Below are 16,147 nucleotides of genomic sequence, written 5' to 3' on the forward strand. Positions count from 1 at the left end.
ACAGATAAGGATAGCCCATGCTTTCGATTTCAAATCTGCAGGCCGCCTATGGCAAAGTCGAGGTTCTGCACGGTATTTCGCTGGAAGTCCCCAAGGGTAAGCTGGTGACGTTGATCGGTTCTAATGGGGCCGGCAAGACCACCACCATGCGCGCCATTTCCGGCATGCTCAAGCCCAAGGGCGGCAAGGTAACGCTGGATGGCAAGGACATTACCGGCGTGGATTCGCACCGGATAGCCCGTGCCGGTCTGGCCCATTCGCCGGAAGGGCGGCGTGTGTTCGCGTCGATGACGGTGCTGGACAACCTGCTGCTCGGCGCTTTCCCGCGATTTACTCGCGCCCGCCCCAAGGGCGATATCAAGCACGATCTGGACAAGGCGCTGGACCTGTTCCCGCGCCTGAAGGAGCGTCAGACCCAGCTAGCCGGTACGTTGTCCGGCGGCGAGCAGCAGATGCTGGCCATGGCGCGTGCCGTGATGCTCAATCCCGAAGTCATTCTGCTCGATGAACCGTCGATGGGGCTGGCGCCGATACTGGTTGAAGAAGTATTCCGCATCATTCAGCGGCTCAAGACGGAAGGCGTGACCATGCTGCTGGTGGAGCAGTTTGCCGCTGCTGCACTAAACGTTGCCGATTATGGCTATGTGCTGGAGAATGGCAGTATTTCCGTCCACGGCCCGGCGGAGAGCCTGAAAACAGATCCCAAGGTGATTGCGGCCTACCTGGGAGGAGGACACTAGCTATATGAGTTTGCAATCGGTACGTGATTTTTTCGTCGCTCGCGACATGCAGATGCCCATCATCGAACTCGATGTGAGTACCGCCACCGTAGCACTGGCTGCCGAAGCGCACGGGGTGGAACCGGGCCGGATCGCCAAGACACTGGCGTTCCGGCTAGGCGAAGGGAAGATCATACTGCTGGTGGCCAGTGGCGTGGCACGTATCGATAACCGCAAATTCAAGGACGCTTTCGGCAAGGGCAAGATGCTGGCGCCGGACGAAGTGGCCGATATTACCGGCCACCCCGTCGGCGGCGTCTGCCCGTTCGGGCTGGCGCAGCAGATCCCCGTCTATCTGGACCAGTCGCTCAATAATTATGATGAAGTGCTGCCGGCGGCCGGTTCCATCAATAGCGCTGTGCGCATTACGCCTGCCATGATCGCCAGCGTGACGGCGGGCCAGTGGGTGGACGTATGCTGAAGCTCAGCCGCGTGGCCAGCGCCATGACGCTGGCTTTGCTGGGCGGCTTCACGGCACTGGCGCAAGCTGCGGTGGAGCGCATCGAAGTCCGCGAACGCGTGCCGTTTGCGGCCGGCACCAGTTACGGCGAGGCTGGCGCTTACGAAAAAATTCGTGGTGTAGCCCATTTTGCGCTCAACCCGCACGAGCGCGCGAATGCCAGTATCGTTGATCTTGGACGGGCGTCGCGCGACGAAGACGGGCGCGTGCGCTTTTCCAGCGAATTCGTGCTGTTGCGTCCTGTGCATGGCAAGCCGACGACGTTGATTTACGACGTCAATAACCGTGGCGGCATCGCCATGCTGGGGCAGATCAATGGCCGCAGCCCGGCCAATAACGATCCCACCACGGCGGAAGATGCGGGCGATGGTTTCCTGATGCGGCACGGTTTCAGCCTGCTGTTTTCGGCCTGGACCTGGGATGTGGCACCGGGCGTACCGGCAGCTCGCCCGCTGGTGCTGGTTCCGCCCGTGCTGAAAGGTGTGCAGGGCAGGGTGAATAATGAATTCACTGTCAATGCCGTGAGCGATGTCGCTACCTATGCGGGCATGCGTGGCCTGACCTATGAACCGGCCACACTTAACGATCCCCATGCCCAGCTGACCCAGCGTCGCCGGCCGGAAGAGCTGCGCCGACCCATGCCGCGCAGTAGCTGGCAGTTCGTTGAACCAGCGCAGGCGGGCGGCCCCGGGCGAATACGGCTGGACGGCGGCTTCCAGCCCGGCGTGATTTACGAGCTGACCTACATGGCACGCGATCCGTATGTGGCGGGCGCCGGCATGGCCGGCATCCGCGATCTGCTGTCCTATTTGCGCGACCATCCGCTGGAAGGCGCGCCTGTGCCAAAAAATATTCTGATGTTCGGCATCAGCCAGTCCGGCCGCCTGATAGGCCGCATGCTGCATGATGGCCTGAATGTGGACGAAGGTGGCAAGCTGGTGTTCGATGGCGCTTATCTGCATGTCCCCGGCGCCGGTGGTTCGGCCGGCTTTAACAGCCGTTTCGTCCAGCCTACCCGCCACCCGTCCATGCTGGAGGAGCATGACTATCCAGCCGATGCTTTCCCCTTCACGGCAGCACCAACGCGTGACCCCGTGACGGGCAAGACGGCATCTACGCTCGATAATGCGCGCGACCGACAGGGGCGTTTGCCCAAGCTATTTATTGCCAATACGTCGACCGAGTTCTGGAACCGTGGGGCTTCGCTGATCGCCACTACGCCTGATGGCGTGCTCGATGTGGCGCCGCCAGACAATGTACGCCTGTTCGGCCTGATGGGTGCGCAGCACTATGTGGGACGTTCGCGCACGCGTGCTCCGTTCACGGCCTGCGTATCCACCAGCGACCATTACACCACCATGCGCGCACTGGTGCTGGCGCTGGATGAATGGACCAGTCAGGACAAGGCCCCGCCAGCCAACGCCTATCCCAGCCTGAGCCAGCATACGCTGACCAGCGTGGCCGACTACCGCGCCATTTTCCCGAAAGGGCTGGGTATCACACCGCCCGAGCAGAATCTGCGCGAACCACGGCTGACATTCGGCTGGCGCTATGAGCGTAACGGCATTGCCGATACGGTGCCGCCGATACAGGACGCCGCATATGAAACGCTGGTGCCAGTGCCGGATGGCGACGGTAATGACAAGGGCGGGGTGCGACTGGTGGAGGTACAGGCGCCACTGGGTACGCACACCGGCTGGAATCTGCGTGCGCCTGAAACCGGCTTTGGCTGGGCCACGTCGCGTTTCGATGGCAGCTTTGTGCCGTTTGCGCGCACCGAGGCTGAGCGACTGGTCGCTGGCGATCCGCGTCCCAGTCTGGCCGAACGCTATCCGACCCGTCAAGACTTTGCTGCCGCCGTGCGCGCTGCTGCTGAAAACCTGATCCGCGCACGCCTGTTGCTGCCGGAAGATCTGGAGCGCACCATGGCCGGCAATCTGGGCCTGTACGACCGTATCCAGCGACGTGATCCGGCCGATCAGGGCTGCAACTACCTTTACGCTACACCATGAGTAAAACCCTGCTGATAAAAAATGCGCGCGTGCTGGTCACGATGGACGAGCAGCGCCGCGAACTGGCCGATGGTGCCATCTTCATCCGCGACCACGTGATCGAACAGGTGGGCTATAGCGCCGATCTGCCGCAGACGGCGGACGAAGTGATCGACGCCCGCGCTCACGTGGTGCTACCGGGCCTGATCAACACCCACCACCATATGTACCAGAGCCTGACGCGCGCCATACCGGCGGCGCAGAACGGCGAACTGTTCAACTGGCTGACCAATCTGTATCCCATCTGGGCAGGGCTGACACCGGAAATGGTGAGCGTGTCGACCCAGACGGCGATGGCCGAGCTGATACTGTCCGGCTGTACCACCAGCAGCGATCATCTGTACATCTATCCGAATGGCTGCAAGCTCGATGACAGTATCGAAGCGGCCAGCGAGATCGGTATGCGTTTTCACGCCGCGCGTGGTGCCATGAGCGTGGGCCAGTCGCAAGGTGGCCTGCCGCCCGACCGTGTGGTGGAGAACGAAGCGGCCATCCTCAAGGATAGCCAGCGCCTGATCGAGCAGTATCACGACGCCAGCCGCCATGCCATGCAGCGCGTGGTGGTGGCGCCGTGTTCGCCGTTTTCTGTTTCGCGTGATCTGATGAAGGAAGCGGCGGCGCTCGCGCGCAGCTACGGCGTGTCCTTGCACACCCATCTGGCAGAAAACGCCAACGATATCGCCTACAGCCGCGAGAAGTTCAATATGACGCCGGCCGAATATGCGGAAGATTGCGGCTGGGTAGGGCACGACGTGTGGCATGCCCACTGTGTCCAGTTGGATGATGACGGCATCTATCTGTTTGCGCGCACGGGCACCGGCATCGCCCACTGTCCGTGTTCGAATATGCGGCTCGCTTCCGGCATAGCGCCGATCCGCAAGATGCTCGACCGTGGCGTGGCCGTGGGGCTGGGCGTGGATGGCAGTGCTTCCAATGATGCCGGCCATATGCTGGGCGAAGTGCGCCAGGCCATGCTGCTGCAGCGCGTGGGCTTCGGTCCGGACGCCATGACGGCGCGGCAGGCGCTGGAACTGGCCACACTGGGCGGCGCACGGGTGCTGAATCGGGATGATATCGGTGCACTCAAGCCGGGCATGTCGGCCGATCTGGTGCTATTCCGTATGGACGGCATCGCCACGGCCGGTGCGCTGCACGATCCGGTGGCGGCACTGGTGTTCTGCACGCCGCCGGCGGTGGACTACAGCATCATCCACGGCCGCGTGGTGGTGCGTGATGGGCAGCTGGCGACACTGGATCTGCCCGCGCTGATAGAGCGGCATAACGGGCTGGCGCTGCAACTGGCGCAGGCAGCCCGCAACGCTTAGTGGACGCTGGTCGGTACCGCTTTCTGCTGCTGTACCAGTATGAAGGGGCTGACCACGCAGGCCCATAGTTCGGCGTTGGTTTCCAGCCAGCGCTGGGCCTGTTCATCATTGACTTTGGCGAGCAGGCCTGCTTCCATCCAGCGGCTGATATTGGCTTTGTCGTCGTGCGAGATGCGCACGGCGACATCGACCAGATCGAGCGTATCGGCGATCCACACCACATTTCCCTGTGCAAAATGCTTGAGCAGCTCGGTCCATGGCAGACGTGCCGTTTCGCGATTGACCTTGTTGCGCAGTTCGATATCTTTTTCGGGTTTGGTTTGCATGGCTTGCTGGACTCACAGTGTTTCGATGTTCGGGACAGGACTACCCCGCCATGTTAACCGATAGCTGGCACCTTTGCGAACATTGCCCACCAGCGCAGGCCGGAAGCAAGCGAGGTTGGTGCCACCCGCATGGCGTACGCTGGGATAGATGAGGCCCAGCGCGCCGCTGTCGAGCAGGCGTTCGGCCAGCGTCTGCGAAGCGATATAGCTATCCGGCTGCAAACAGTTCTGATAGCGCGATTGGCCGCGCAGATCGTGGAAGCTGGCTGTGAAATCGGCCAGCATGGTCTGATACTGCACGCTGTCGTCATAGCGGTTGATCTCGGCGTATTCCACGGCTTTATGGAAGCTCACTTCGGCCAAGGCGGTCGCCACATCGAACGCACAATACCATGCACCCCGTTCGCCCGTATTGAAACGGCTGCCTTCGGGGCGGGCGTAAGTAAAGGCGGCGTTGATGATGCGGAAGTGCGGCACGCCAAACACCAGTTCATCGGTCGTAATGCCGACCGCACCACCATGCTGGGCGCGCAGGCGGGCATTGGTGGCGTTATCGAGTTCGAACAGGTCGTGCAGCTCCTGATCCGTGTCCGCCAGCGGCGACAGTACCGAGTCTTCCGTGTCGGCGTAACGCGACGGCAGCAGCCGGCAGGTGTCGAACTGGCGCAAACTCGTCAGCGGCAGCACTTACAGGCCTCCGCGCCGCGCATCGAGCAACTGCCGCACGATCTGCATGGCAGGCAGGCCGCCGCTGAGCAGATAGTTCAGCGGCGTGCGGCCGCCGAACAGCAGATTGGTGTTGGGCAGGCTGATCCACTCGTCGGCCAGTTGGTCGCCGTAAAGGATGTGCAAGGCCTTGTAGATGCCCAGCAGATAGGAAATGCGCGTGATGCAATCGACTTCCAGCGTGCGCTCGGGTTTCTTCTTCCACTCGTAGTAGGCGCTGTTGGAAATGCCGCCCAGCAGCTCGCGCGCGTCTTCATCACGCAGTTTCCAGGCTGCCACCAGTTTGAAAAAGCCCTTCAGAGCGGCTTTGCTCAGGCGCTCCCGTTCGGCCTTGGCATTCAGGTCGACCAGGATGGTGGGTTCGAAGCGGCTGCGTGGGTAGGCGTAAGTCAGATTCATGATTCCTCCGTCTTTGGAGTATTTATACTCCTTTTCCGGAGGGTGGTCAAACGGTGGCGTGTCAGGCTGCTTCCGCGTGTTCGACCAGTAATTGCACTTTTGTTACGCCGTTGTATTCGTTGGCATCGAGCCGGAATGCCACTTTGGCCCGCTCGCCCAGTGCATCCGTGTGACCGAACCAGATGGCATCGTAGCGCGCGCCATTCTTTTCCAGCAGCAGTTTCAGGTGGCGTTCCTTGAGGATGCGCTGGCTGACCACGCGGAAATCGTCGCAGAACACGGGCGGCGCGAAGCCCTGACCCCATACCTGCCCATCCATCAGCGCGATGAAGTCGGTGCTGAAATAGGCGTCTTCCAGCGGGCCATCCGTTTCGACCACGCGTTCCAGTTGCTGGCTGCTCAGCCATGCGCGGCCCACTTCTTCAAAAGCGGCGGCAAAGGCCTCGAAAGCGTCGGCGCGCAGCGTCAGGCCGGCAGCCATGGCGTGGCCGCCGAATTTGTCGATCAGCGACGGGGCTTTTTTCGACACCAGATCGAGTGCATCGCGCAGGTGGAAGCCGGGGATGGAACGGCCCGAACCCTTGAGCCAGCCATCGCCGCCCGGGGCGAAGGTGATGGTGGGGCGGAAGAACTTCTCTTTCAGGCGCGAGGCGACGATGCCGATCACGCCCTGATGCCATTCCGGATCGAAGACGCAGATGGTGCTGCTGTGGGCGGGCTCAAAGCTGTCCAGATGGAGCAGCGCAGTATCCTGCATTTCCGCTTCGATTTCGCGCCGCTTGAGGTTGATGTCGTTGAGCTGCTGGGCCAGTTCCCAGGCGCGGTTTTCGTCATCCGTAATCAGGCATTCGATACCGAGCGACATATCTTCCAGCCGCCCCGCTGCATTCAGGCGTGGTCCCAGCGCAAAGCCCAGATCAAACGGATTGGCGTTGCGCGGGTTACGTCCCGCCACGCGGAACAGGGCCGCCACGCCGGCGTGCATGCGGCCGGCGCGCATGCGCTTCAGGCCTTGCGCCACGAGGATGCGGTTATTGCTGTCTAGCCGCACCACGTCGGCCACCGTGCCCAGTGCAACGAGGTCCAGCAGGTGATCGAGCTTGGGCTGGGTCTGGGCGTCGAACACGCCACGGCGGCGCAGTTCGGCGCGCAAGGCCAGTAGCACGTAGAACACCACGCCCACGCCGGCGATATGCTTGCTGGGGAAGCCGCAGCCGGGCTGATTGGGGTTGACGATCACTTGCGCGGCCGGCAGTTCGTCGCCCGGCAAGTGGTGGTCGGTGACCACCACGGCGATGCCACGCCGGTTGGCTTCGGCCACGCCGCTGATGCTGGCGATGCCGTTATCGACCGTGATGATGATGTCCGGCTGCCTTTCTGCCGCCGTCAGCGCCACGATTTCGGGCGTCAAGCCGTAGCCGTATTCAAAGCGGTTGGGCACGATGAAATCGATGTTCGCACCCATGCTGCGCAGGCCGCGCAAGGCCACGGCGCAGGCGGTGGCACCATCGCAATCGTAATCGGCCACGATGACCATGCGTGCGCTGCGGGCGATGGCATCGGCCAGAAAGCCTGCGGCCGCATCGATGTGCAGCAGCGCGCCCGGTGGCGTCATGGCGGCCAGCTCGCTGGACAGCTCCTGCGGATCGGTCAGGCCGCGTGCCGCATACAGCCGCGCCAGTACCGGATGGATGCCGCCCTGGCGCAGCATTTCGGCCGCGCGCAGCGGACAGGGGCGGGTGGCGATACGGGTCATGTCAGCCTTGCTTCGATAAATGGTTCAGGTTGCATTTGCGCCAGAAAGTGCGCAGCGCCAGACGGCTGCAATCAGCTTGCAGCGTACGTTCGCGATCGCTCAACAGCAGCGTCAACTGGCCGATCTGGCCGCTGCGCAGCCCCTGCAGCAGAGGCGCCAGCCAGGTCTGGTCTATGGCTTGCATGCGTTCCAGCCAGACGGACCATTCACCGGCCTGCGCCGGTCCGATCAGGTCGGGCACGATCAGTGGGCGCGGCGCGGCCAGTAGTTGCTCGGCGTTGGCGCTGCGCCAAGTGTGATCTGTCAGGCCTTGCAGCCAGTCGGGGCCGCCCGCCACTGCCAGTGCAGGTGCGGCATGCGCGCGCGCAGCAGCACCGCCCCAGATCCAGCAGGCATTGATGACGGCGGCGCCACGGGCTTCGCGCGCCTGATTGACGGGGTGTTCGTGCCATGCCATCTGCACTTCATTCTGCAGGCGGCGGCCGGCGCGTGCCAGTTCGCCTTCCGGCATCCATTCGCTGACATTCTGCGTCACGGCCGCATCCGGTGTGGCGGTGTCGAGGCTGGCCCAGTCGTCGGCACGCCAGAACCACAGCTGCGGGGTGGCATATACCAGTGTGCCGCCTTGCTGCTCGAAGCTGGGGCGCGCGGCGTCGAACAGGGCGCGTGCTTCCGCTTCGCTCAGGCTGATGTTGCGCTGGTCTGCCAGCAGTAGATGGGTACGGGCCAGTTGTAAATGGCTGGGTTGGACCATAAACCAATGGCCTTGCTGCGCGGCCTCCTGCAGTCCGTGGCCTTGCATGGCGCTGGTGGCTAGCGCCACGCCGTCTGTCGTGCCGGTAGCTAGCCGTGCCAGCCAGTCTTCATGGGGCAGGGCACGGTTGGTGCTGTCATAAATGCTTGAATGCAAACGTTTGTGGCGAGACAACAACGTGGCTAGCGCAGGCGTTTCAAGGACACGTATGAGGTCGCCAGCAAGTTCGGCGGGCGGCAGAGCAAAAGGTAGTGCAACAGTAAGCTGGTTCATTCCGTCATTGTAGGCTAACACGGGGCGGCCAGGGAATGTTGCTAATTGGAATAATTGAATACTAGAGAGAATTTTTTCTTGGGAAAAAATCATTGCACTTGGATAAATTTTGCTATAATCTCGACAATACAAATGTTTTTTAGGCATGACTCTGATCCAGTCTCTGCCTGAAGTAAATCAAGCCGACCACTGCTGACCCAGCCCCGTCAACAGTCTTTCCGGCCTGTTCAATTAATCCAAGAACAACTTTTTAAGACTAAAAAAAATGACGAATTCCACTTTCAGCGGCGATAAAGCAGAGGTACTGGCATGAGTGTTCAACTTGTTAAGACCAGCATCAATGTATTTGAAGATACACAAAATACGTTCGAGATCCGCGACCTGCTGAAGAAGGCCGGATTCAATAGCACATCGGAATTGAGCATTACGTCGATTACGGTGACTTTGCCTGATGGTAGCAAGTCAACCGTGAATACCGGTCTGTTCGGTATGGTCGACAAAGATACTGTTTATGTCCGTCCCGGCGAGTGGGCGAAGGATTGGTTCGGTAAGTTCACCACGCTTGATCTGGTGGTTGAAGATAAGGCCGGCGGCACAGCCGTCAATCTGGGCCTGACCGTCAACGTTGATCCTGTTAATGATGCGCCGGTAGCCGGGAACAAGGTGTTTGACCTGAGCAATGGCGCAGCCGTAGTGCTGTCGTCCACGGATTTCGGCTTTGTCGATCCGGTCGAGCATGACGGTTTCAAATCCGTGATCGTGACGTCGCTGCCTAGCGCTGGCCAGCTGATGCTGAATGGCGTGGAAGTGACGGCCAACACGGAAATTACGGTAGCCGATATCGATGCCGGCCATCTGAGCTTCGTGCCAAGCCAGACTCAGGCGGGCAGCTTCGACGTCGGCTTCCATGTGCGCGACACGGGCGGCACCGTAGGCCCGGGCGCGGCCGACACCAGCGTGGTTGAAAACCATCTGATCTTTAATGTGCCTAAAGCCCATCTCGGCGACTTCGTGTGGGAAGACACCAATGGCAACGGCGTGCAGGACAGCGGCGAAGCCGGTCTCGGCGATGTCGTGGTCGAACTCAAGGATGGTAGCGGCAACGTGGTCGCCTCCACCAAGACGGATGCCAGCGGCAAATACCAATTCGACGTCAATCCCGGCACGTACTCGGTTACCGTGCAGGCGCCGAACGGCTATGCCGCCACCAGCAAGGCTGCCGGCGGCAGTGATGCGACGGACAGCGATATCGACGCGCAGGGCAATACTGGCAGCATCACGCTGACGCCGGGCGAAACCAACAACAAGGCTGATGCCGGTCTGGTTCGTCCGGTATCGCTGGGCAGCACCGTCTGGTACGACACGAATCGCGACGGCATCCAGAATGATGGCGAAACCGGCGTGGCCGGCGTCAAAGTGAGCCTGCTCGACGCCAGCGGCCAGCCTACCGGCGTGACCGCCACCACGGACGCGAATGGCCACTACCAGTTCAGCGGCCTCAAACCGGGCAGCTACAGCGTACAGTTCGATAAGACCACGCTGCCGACCGACTATCTGTTCACGGCCCAGGGCCAGGGCGGCGACGCCGCCAAGGATTCGGATGCCGATCTCGACACTGGCGGCACCGCACAGGTGACGCTGAAGTCTGGCGATACCGCTCAACATCTGGATGCCGGCATCGTGGTACGTCAGGCCACCGTTGGCGACCGCGTGTGGGAAGACACGAATGGCAATGGCCAGCAGGACGCAGGCGAGCAGGGCATCGACGGTGCCTTGGTCAGTCTCAAGGATGCTTCGGGCAAAGTGGTAAGCACCGTCACCACCCATGATGGCGGCCAATATAGCTTCACGGTTGATCCCGGTACCTACACGGTCTCGGTGGCGCCACCTAGCGGCTACAGTTTCACAGCAGCGGGCAAGGGCAGTGATGGCGCGCTCGATAGCGATGTGAATAGCAGCGGCAACGTGACCGTTACAGTCGGTGCCGGCGAAGTCAATCGGGATGTCGATGCCGGCATCTACCGCCCGGCGTCGCTCAGCGAAGTCGTATGGATCGACAGCAACCGCGACGGCCGTCTGAACAATGGTGAAGTGGGCGCAGCCGGCATCAAGGTTACCTTGCTGGACGCTAACGGCAATCCGGTAGCGGGCGCTTCCGCCGTCACCGATGCCAACGGCCATTACCAGTTCAACGGTCTGGCGCCGGGCGTGTACAGCGTGCAGTTCGACAAGAGCACTTTGCCCGTAGGCTATAACTTCACGTCGGCTGCTCAGGGCGCGCCGGGCGGCGGCGGATCCGACGCCGATACGGGTAGCGGTAAGACGGGCGAGATAACGCTGGCTTCTGGCGACAACCTGACCGTGCGTGCCGGCCTGACCATACAGCAGGGCACATTGGGTGACCGCGTGTGGGAAGACAGCAATGGCAACGGCGTGCAGGACAGTGGCGAAACGGGGATCGATGGCGTGCAAGTCGACCTGAAGGACAGCTTAGGCAACACGGTTGCTTCCACCGTCAGTCACGATGGCGGCCAGTACAGCTTCACCGTCGATCCTGGCACATACTCGATCGCTGTCACGGCACCTATCGGCTATGGCATCTCGGCTAAAAATCAGGGCAGCAATGCGGCGGCTGACAGCGACATCGATGCAGCCGGCACAAGCGGCAGCGTGACGCTGACGGCTGGCCAGTCCAATACCACCATGGATGCGGGTCTGTACAAGTTCGCTGAGCTGGGTGACGTAGTCTGGAATGATGCCAACCGTAACGGCGTGCAGGATACCGATGAAACCGGTCGCGCAGGCGTCAAGGTGACGCTGCTCGACAGCGCAGGCAAAGTTGTGGCCAGCAGCACCACTGATGTGGATGGCCACTACCTGTTCAACAATCTTAAGCCGGGCACCTACAGCGTACAGTTTGACAAGACCACCCTGGGTACGGGCTATGCATTTTCCAGCGCCCATGCCGGCACGGATGGCACGCTCGATTCTGATGCGGACGCCAGCACCGGCTTGACCCAGCAGGTCACGCTGACCTCGGGCGGCTCCAACCATGATCTGGATGCCGGTGTGGTCGCGCTGCAAGCGACCATCGGCGACCGGGTGTGGGAAGACAAGAACGGCAATGGTATCCAGGATGCGGGCGAGGCCGGTCTGGTTGGCGTCAAGGTCGATCTGAAAGACGAAGCAGGCAATATCGTCAAGACCACCAGCACCGGTACCGACGGCAAGTACAGCTTCACCGTTGATGCGGGCAAATATGCTATCTCGGTAACGGCACCGGACGGCATGTTCGCTACCAGCAAGGATGCAGGCAGCAACGATGGCGTGGACAGCGACATCGATGCCAGCGGCCAGAGTGATCTGATCAGCGTGGCTCCGGGCCAGAGTAATGTCAACCTCGACGCCGGCCTGTATAAAGGTGCGACGCTGGGCGATCGCGTCTGGCTCGATACCAACCGCAACGGTCTGCAGGATACGGGCGAACTGGGTCTGGCCGGCGTGAAAGTGATCCTGCTGGATCAGGCCGGTAATCCGACCGGCGTGAGCGCCACCACGGATGCCAATGGCAGCTACAGCTTCACCAACCTGAAGCCGGGCACTTACAGTGTACAGTTCGACAAGACCAGCTTGCCGACCAACTACATCTTCACTAGTGCCGATCAGGGCAGCAGCGACGCCAAGGATTCGGATGCCAACGTCACGACGGGCAAAACCGCCCAGGTCACGCTGGCCTCGGGTCAGGTCAATAATGATCTGGACGCTGGCGTGATGGCGATCCAGGCCAAGCTGGGCGACACCGTCTGGGAAGACAAGAACGGCAATGGCGTGCAGGACAGCGGCGAAAGCGGCTTGTGCGGTGTAACTGTGCAGCTCAAGGATGCTAGCGGCAAAGTGGTGGCAACCACTGCTACGGACGCGGCCGGTCATTACACCTTTACCGCCGATCCGGGCAGCTACACGGTGTCCGTCACGGCACCGAGCGGCTATAGCTTCACCAGCAAGGATGCAGGTACCGATGATGCGAAAGATAGCGATTTCAGCAGCGCCGGCGTGAGCAATGTCGTCAAGCTGGCTGCGGCCGAAGTCAATAACACCGTCGATGCCGGTCTGTACAAAGCTGCGGCCCTAGGCGACCGTGTCTGGTTCGATAGCAACAAGAACGGCCTGCAGGATTACGACGAATGCGGCGTGGCGGGCGTCAAAGTGATTCTGCTCGATGCCGACGGCAAGCAGGTAGGCAATGCAGTGACCACCGATTGCGATGGCAACTACATGTTCAGCAAGCTGAAGCCGGGCGTGTACACCGTGCAGTTCGACAAGAACTCTTTGCCGGAAGGCATGAGCTTCACCAAGGCCAATCAGGGTAGCAGCGATACGCTGGACTCGGACGTGGCGGCCAATGGTGTGTCGCACAACGTCACGCTGGTGTCCGGCCAGACCGATAAATCGGTCGATGCTGGCGTGGTGGCTGCTGCAACGATAGGCGACAAGGTCTGGATCGACAAGAATGGCAACGGTCTGCAGGACGATGGCAGCGACAGCGGTAAAGCCGGTGTGACGGTGGAACTGCGCAATGCTGCCGGTAATGTGGTCAAGACCACCACGACCGACGTCAACGGCAACTACAAGTTCTCGGTCGAAGCCGGTACCTATTCGGTCAGCGTGAAAGCGCCAACTGGCTATAGCCTGACCACGGCCGGCGTTGGCACTGACCGCGCGCTCGATAGTGACGCCGATGCCAGCGGCAGCCTCGGCACGGTTACGGTGGCGGCCGGCCAGAATGTCAGCAACCTCGATGCGGGCCTGTATCAGAAAGCCAGCATCGGCGACAAAGTCTGGTACGACACGAACGGCGACGGTATCAAGCAGTCGGCCGAATTGGGCGCAGCCAATGTCACGGTTTCGCTGCTGAACGAAAAAGGTGTGGTAGTTGCTACCGATGTGACCGACTCTAGCGGTAACTACCTGTTCACCGATCTGGGTCCGGGCAAGTATGCGGTCAAGTTCAATGCACCGAGCGGCTATATGTTCACCAAGCAGGATCAGGGCAGCAATGACAGCGTTGATTCGGATGCTGGCGCCAATGGCGTGACGTCGCAGTTCAGCGTCAGCTCCGGCACTAATGATCTGACCCGCGAAGCGGGCCTGATCAAGTCGGCCAGCATCGGCAATCTGGTGTGGGAAGACAGCAACTACAACGGCGTGCAGGATGCCGGTGAAGCAGGCGTGGACGGCGTAACGGTGAAACTGTACGACGCCAACAACGTCCTGAAAGCCACCACCGTCACCCACGACGGCGGCCAGTACCAGTTCACCGGTCTGGCAGCAGGCTCGTATCAGGTGGAAGTGACCAACAAGACCGGCTACTACTTCACCAAGACGGGCGCTGGTACCAGCACCACCAATTCGGACATCACCAGCGTCAGCGGCAGCACGGGCCGCATGGATACCATCACGCTGGCCTCGGGCCAGGACGTCAGCAACAAGGACGCCGGTGTGTACCGTAAAGCCAGCATCGGTGACAAGGTCTGGCGCGACGCCAACCACAACGGCGTGCAGGATAGCGGCGAAGAGGGTATCGGCGGCATCAGCGTCTCGCTGTTCGATTCGACCACCAACAAGCAGGTGGGTTCGACCATCAAGACCGATGCTAGCGGCAACTACAAGTTCGCCGACCTGAACCCAGGCACCTACTATCTGGTATTCGACAAGACCAATGTGACGGTGACTTTCGCTTCCGACAAAGGCACCTACAACATGAGCAACTGGAAGTGGGGTGTGAAGAACGTCGGCAGCAATGATGCGATCGACTCGGACGTGGTAGGCGATGGCAAGGACTACGCCAATGTGACCCACACCGACAGCATCACGCTGACTTCGGGCAAGAACGATATGAGCTGGGATGCCACCATCACCCCGATCGCGATCGATCTGAACGGCGACGGTATCCACACCATCGCACGTGAAGCGATGACGGGCAGCTTCGATCTGCTGGGCACGGGCAAAGCCATTCAGACCGGCTGGCTGTCGGCCAGCGACGGCTTCCTGGCCATCGACAGCAATGGCAATGGCAGCATCGACGATATCAGCGAGCTGTTCGGCGGCGCCGCCAAAGGTTCGGGCTTCGCCAAGCTGGAAACCTATGACAGCAACCACGATGGCGTGGTCGATGCCAAGGATGCCCAGTTTGCCAGCCTGCGTATCTGGCAGGACGCCAATAGCAACGGCAAGACCGATGCGGGCGAGCTGATGTCGCTGGAGCAGGCCGGTGTGGCCAGCCTCAAGGTGAGCTATGTGGAACTGCCGTTCGTTGATGCCAATAACAACGTGCATCTGGAACGCAGCAGCGTGGTGATGAGCAATGGCCAGAGCGCCGACATGACTGACGTCTACTTCAACGTGGCGCGCGAAGATGCACAGGCTGCGGGCGTTACCACGGCGACGATTGCCGATCTGATTGGTGGTGAAATTGTGACAACGTTAGTTGGCCAAAATCAAATTCCTGCACTTATTTAAGATTTTTTGATAAAATATTCTAAAGACAACTAAGATTACATTATGAAAACTCAATTCAACAAAGTAATGCAAGCCGCAGTTGCTGCTGCCGCCCTGACTTTCGCCACCGCCAGCTACGCGTCGCCGGATGTGTATTCGAGCACGAAACTTCTTGAAGAAAATATCGAAGTAAATGCTGCGGGCAGCAAATATTTCAAAGACGTGGAATTCGCGGGGTCGCTGTATATCGGCGTACAGGTTTATGAAATGTTTAATGCAAACAACGCGACGCAGCGTTACGTTGCTTACTGCATCCAGCCAGACGTAGACGTACAGCCGGGCGCTACCTACACTGCAAGCTATAATTTCACGCCATCGGCCGATGTGCGCAAGCTGTACGAATCTTCGTTTGCCAGCACTGTCGGCAATGCTGAAAAGCAGAAGGCATTCCAGCTGGCATTGTGGGAATTGCAGAACGACGACAACAACCTGAGCTATGTCGATGCAAATAGCAAGCAGTATTTTGCAGCCGGTCAGAGCCCTACTGTTGATATGGCTGCTGCCATGCTGGTAAGTGCGAGCAACTATACCCTGGGCGTGAATCACTATAGCTACGTAACGTTTGAAGGCAATGCGAATGGTGTCGAGTCGCAGCAGCTGCTGGGCGTACGCGAAGTAACTGCCGTACCGGAAGCGGATACCTGGGCCATGATGGCTGTGGGGCTGGGCCTGGTCGGTCTGGTTGGCCGTCGCAAGCAAAAGAACGAAAAATTCGCTTAATTCCCTGAGAATCTAAGCCC

The 16,147-nt window shown here is 60.4% G+C and carries 11 protein-coding genes; 6 read left to right on the top strand and 5 right to left on the bottom strand.

Annotation, left to right across the window (positions count from 1 at the left end; translation table 11 throughout):
- Positions 1–17 precede the first annotated feature (17 nt).
- The 4 genes from GM655_RS08005 to GM655_RS08020 are packed head-to-tail and all read left to right on the top strand — an operon-like array spanning position 18 to position 4,615.
- Positions 18–740, top strand: a complete 723-nt coding sequence (locus GM655_RS08005) for an ABC transporter ATP-binding protein (protein WP_155433995.1) — start codon at positions 18–20, stop codon at positions 738–740.
- Between the two features lie 4 nt (positions 741–744).
- Entirely contained in the window at positions 745–1,200 is a 456-nt protein-coding gene (locus GM655_RS08010; RefSeq protein ID WP_155433996.1) for a YbaK/EbsC family protein, read from the top strand.
- A complete protein-coding gene (locus GM655_RS08015) occupies positions 1,194–3,251 on the top strand; it encodes an alpha/beta hydrolase domain-containing protein (RefSeq protein WP_155433997.1) in 2,058 nt (685 codons plus the stop codon). The genes GM655_RS08010 and GM655_RS08015 overlap by 7 nt, the downstream gene beginning before the upstream one ends.
- Positions 3,248–4,615, top strand: a complete 1,368-nt coding sequence (locus GM655_RS08020) for an 8-oxoguanine deaminase (RefSeq protein WP_155433998.1) — start codon at positions 3,248–3,250, stop codon at positions 4,613–4,615. Before GM655_RS08015 ends, GM655_RS08020 begins: the two co-directional genes overlap by 4 nt.
- Here GM655_RS08020 and GM655_RS08025 read toward each other — a convergent pair.
- The 5 genes from GM655_RS08025 to GM655_RS08045 form a co-directional block, all read right to left on the bottom strand.
- Entirely contained in the window at positions 4,612–4,941 is a 330-nt protein-coding gene (locus GM655_RS08025) for a DUF2288 domain-containing protein (RefSeq protein WP_155433999.1), read from the bottom strand. The genes GM655_RS08020 and GM655_RS08025 overlap by 4 nt on opposite strands.
- A 12-nt stretch (positions 4,942–4,953) precedes the next feature.
- Positions 4,954–5,628: an RES family NAD+ phosphorylase gene (locus tag GM655_RS08030; protein ID WP_371866734.1), complete on the bottom strand. Its 675-nt coding sequence runs from the start codon at positions 5,626–5,628 to the stop codon at positions 4,954–4,956.
- A complete protein-coding gene (locus GM655_RS08035) occupies positions 5,629–6,066 on the bottom strand; it encodes an MbcA/ParS/Xre antitoxin family protein (protein ID WP_155434000.1) in 438 nt (145 codons plus the stop codon). It lies immediately after the preceding gene.
- A gap of 61 nt (positions 6,067–6,127) precedes the next feature.
- Complete coding sequence (recJ, locus tag GM655_RS08040; RefSeq protein WP_155434001.1) at positions 6,128–7,822, bottom strand: single-stranded-DNA-specific exonuclease RecJ; 1,695 nt, start codon at positions 7,820–7,822, stop codon at positions 6,128–6,130.
- A gap of 1 nt (position 7,823) precedes the next feature.
- Positions 7,824–8,732, bottom strand: a complete 909-nt coding sequence (locus GM655_RS08045; RefSeq protein WP_229632418.1) for a hypothetical protein — start codon at positions 8,730–8,732, stop codon at positions 7,824–7,826.
- Between the two features lie 426 nt (positions 8,733–9,158).
- Between GM655_RS08045 and GM655_RS08050 the strand changes: the two genes are divergently transcribed.
- Together GM655_RS08050 and GM655_RS08055 are read left to right on the top strand one after the other, a co-directional pair.
- The gene (locus GM655_RS08050; RefSeq protein ID WP_155434003.1) at positions 9,159–15,368 is read left to right on the top strand and encodes an SdrD B-like domain-containing protein; all 6,210 of its coding nucleotides are present in this window, start codon (positions 9,159–9,161) and stop codon (positions 15,366–15,368) included.
- 42 nt (positions 15,369–15,410) lie between these two features.
- A complete protein-coding gene (locus tag GM655_RS08055; RefSeq protein ID WP_196308721.1) occupies positions 15,411–16,127 on the top strand; it encodes an FxDxF family PEP-CTERM protein in 717 nt (238 codons plus the stop codon).
- Positions 16,128–16,147: the final 20 nt, after the last annotated feature.

The sequence above is a fragment of the Pseudoduganella danionis genome, from assembly GCF_009720775.1.
Classification (GTDB): Bacteria; Pseudomonadota; Gammaproteobacteria; order Burkholderiales; family Burkholderiaceae_D; genus Rugamonas; species Rugamonas danionis.

Coding starts and splice junctions, on each gene's coding strand:
- GM655_RS08010 (WP_155433996.1), top strand. CDS start 745: ATGAGTTTGCAATCGGTACGTGATTTTTTCGTCGCTCGCGACATGCAG.
- GM655_RS08015 (WP_155433997.1), top strand. CDS start 1,194: ATGCTGAAGCTCAGCCGCGTGGCCAGCGCCATGACGCTGGCTTTGCTG.
- GM655_RS08005 (WP_155433995.1), top strand. CDS start 18: ATGCTTTCGATTTCAAATCTGCAGGCCGCCTATGGCAAAGTCGAGGTT.
- GM655_RS08055 (WP_196308721.1), top strand. CDS start 15,411: ATGAAAACTCAATTCAACAAAGTAATGCAAGCCGCAGTTGCTGCTGCC.
- recJ (WP_155434001.1), bottom strand. CDS start 7,822: ATGACCCGTATCGCCACCCGCCCCTGTCCGCTGCGCGCGGCCGAAATG.
- GM655_RS08050 (WP_155434003.1), top strand. CDS start 9,159: ATGAGTGTTCAACTTGTTAAGACCAGCATCAATGTATTTGAAGATACA.
- GM655_RS08020 (WP_155433998.1), top strand. CDS start 3,248: ATGAGTAAAACCCTGCTGATAAAAAATGCGCGCGTGCTGGTCACGATG.
- GM655_RS08035 (WP_155434000.1), bottom strand. CDS start 6,066: ATGAATCTGACTTACGCCTACCCACGCAGCCGCTTCGAACCCACCATC.
- GM655_RS08025 (WP_155433999.1), bottom strand. CDS start 4,941: ATGCAAACCAAACCCGAAAAAGATATCGAACTGCGCAACAAGGTCAAT.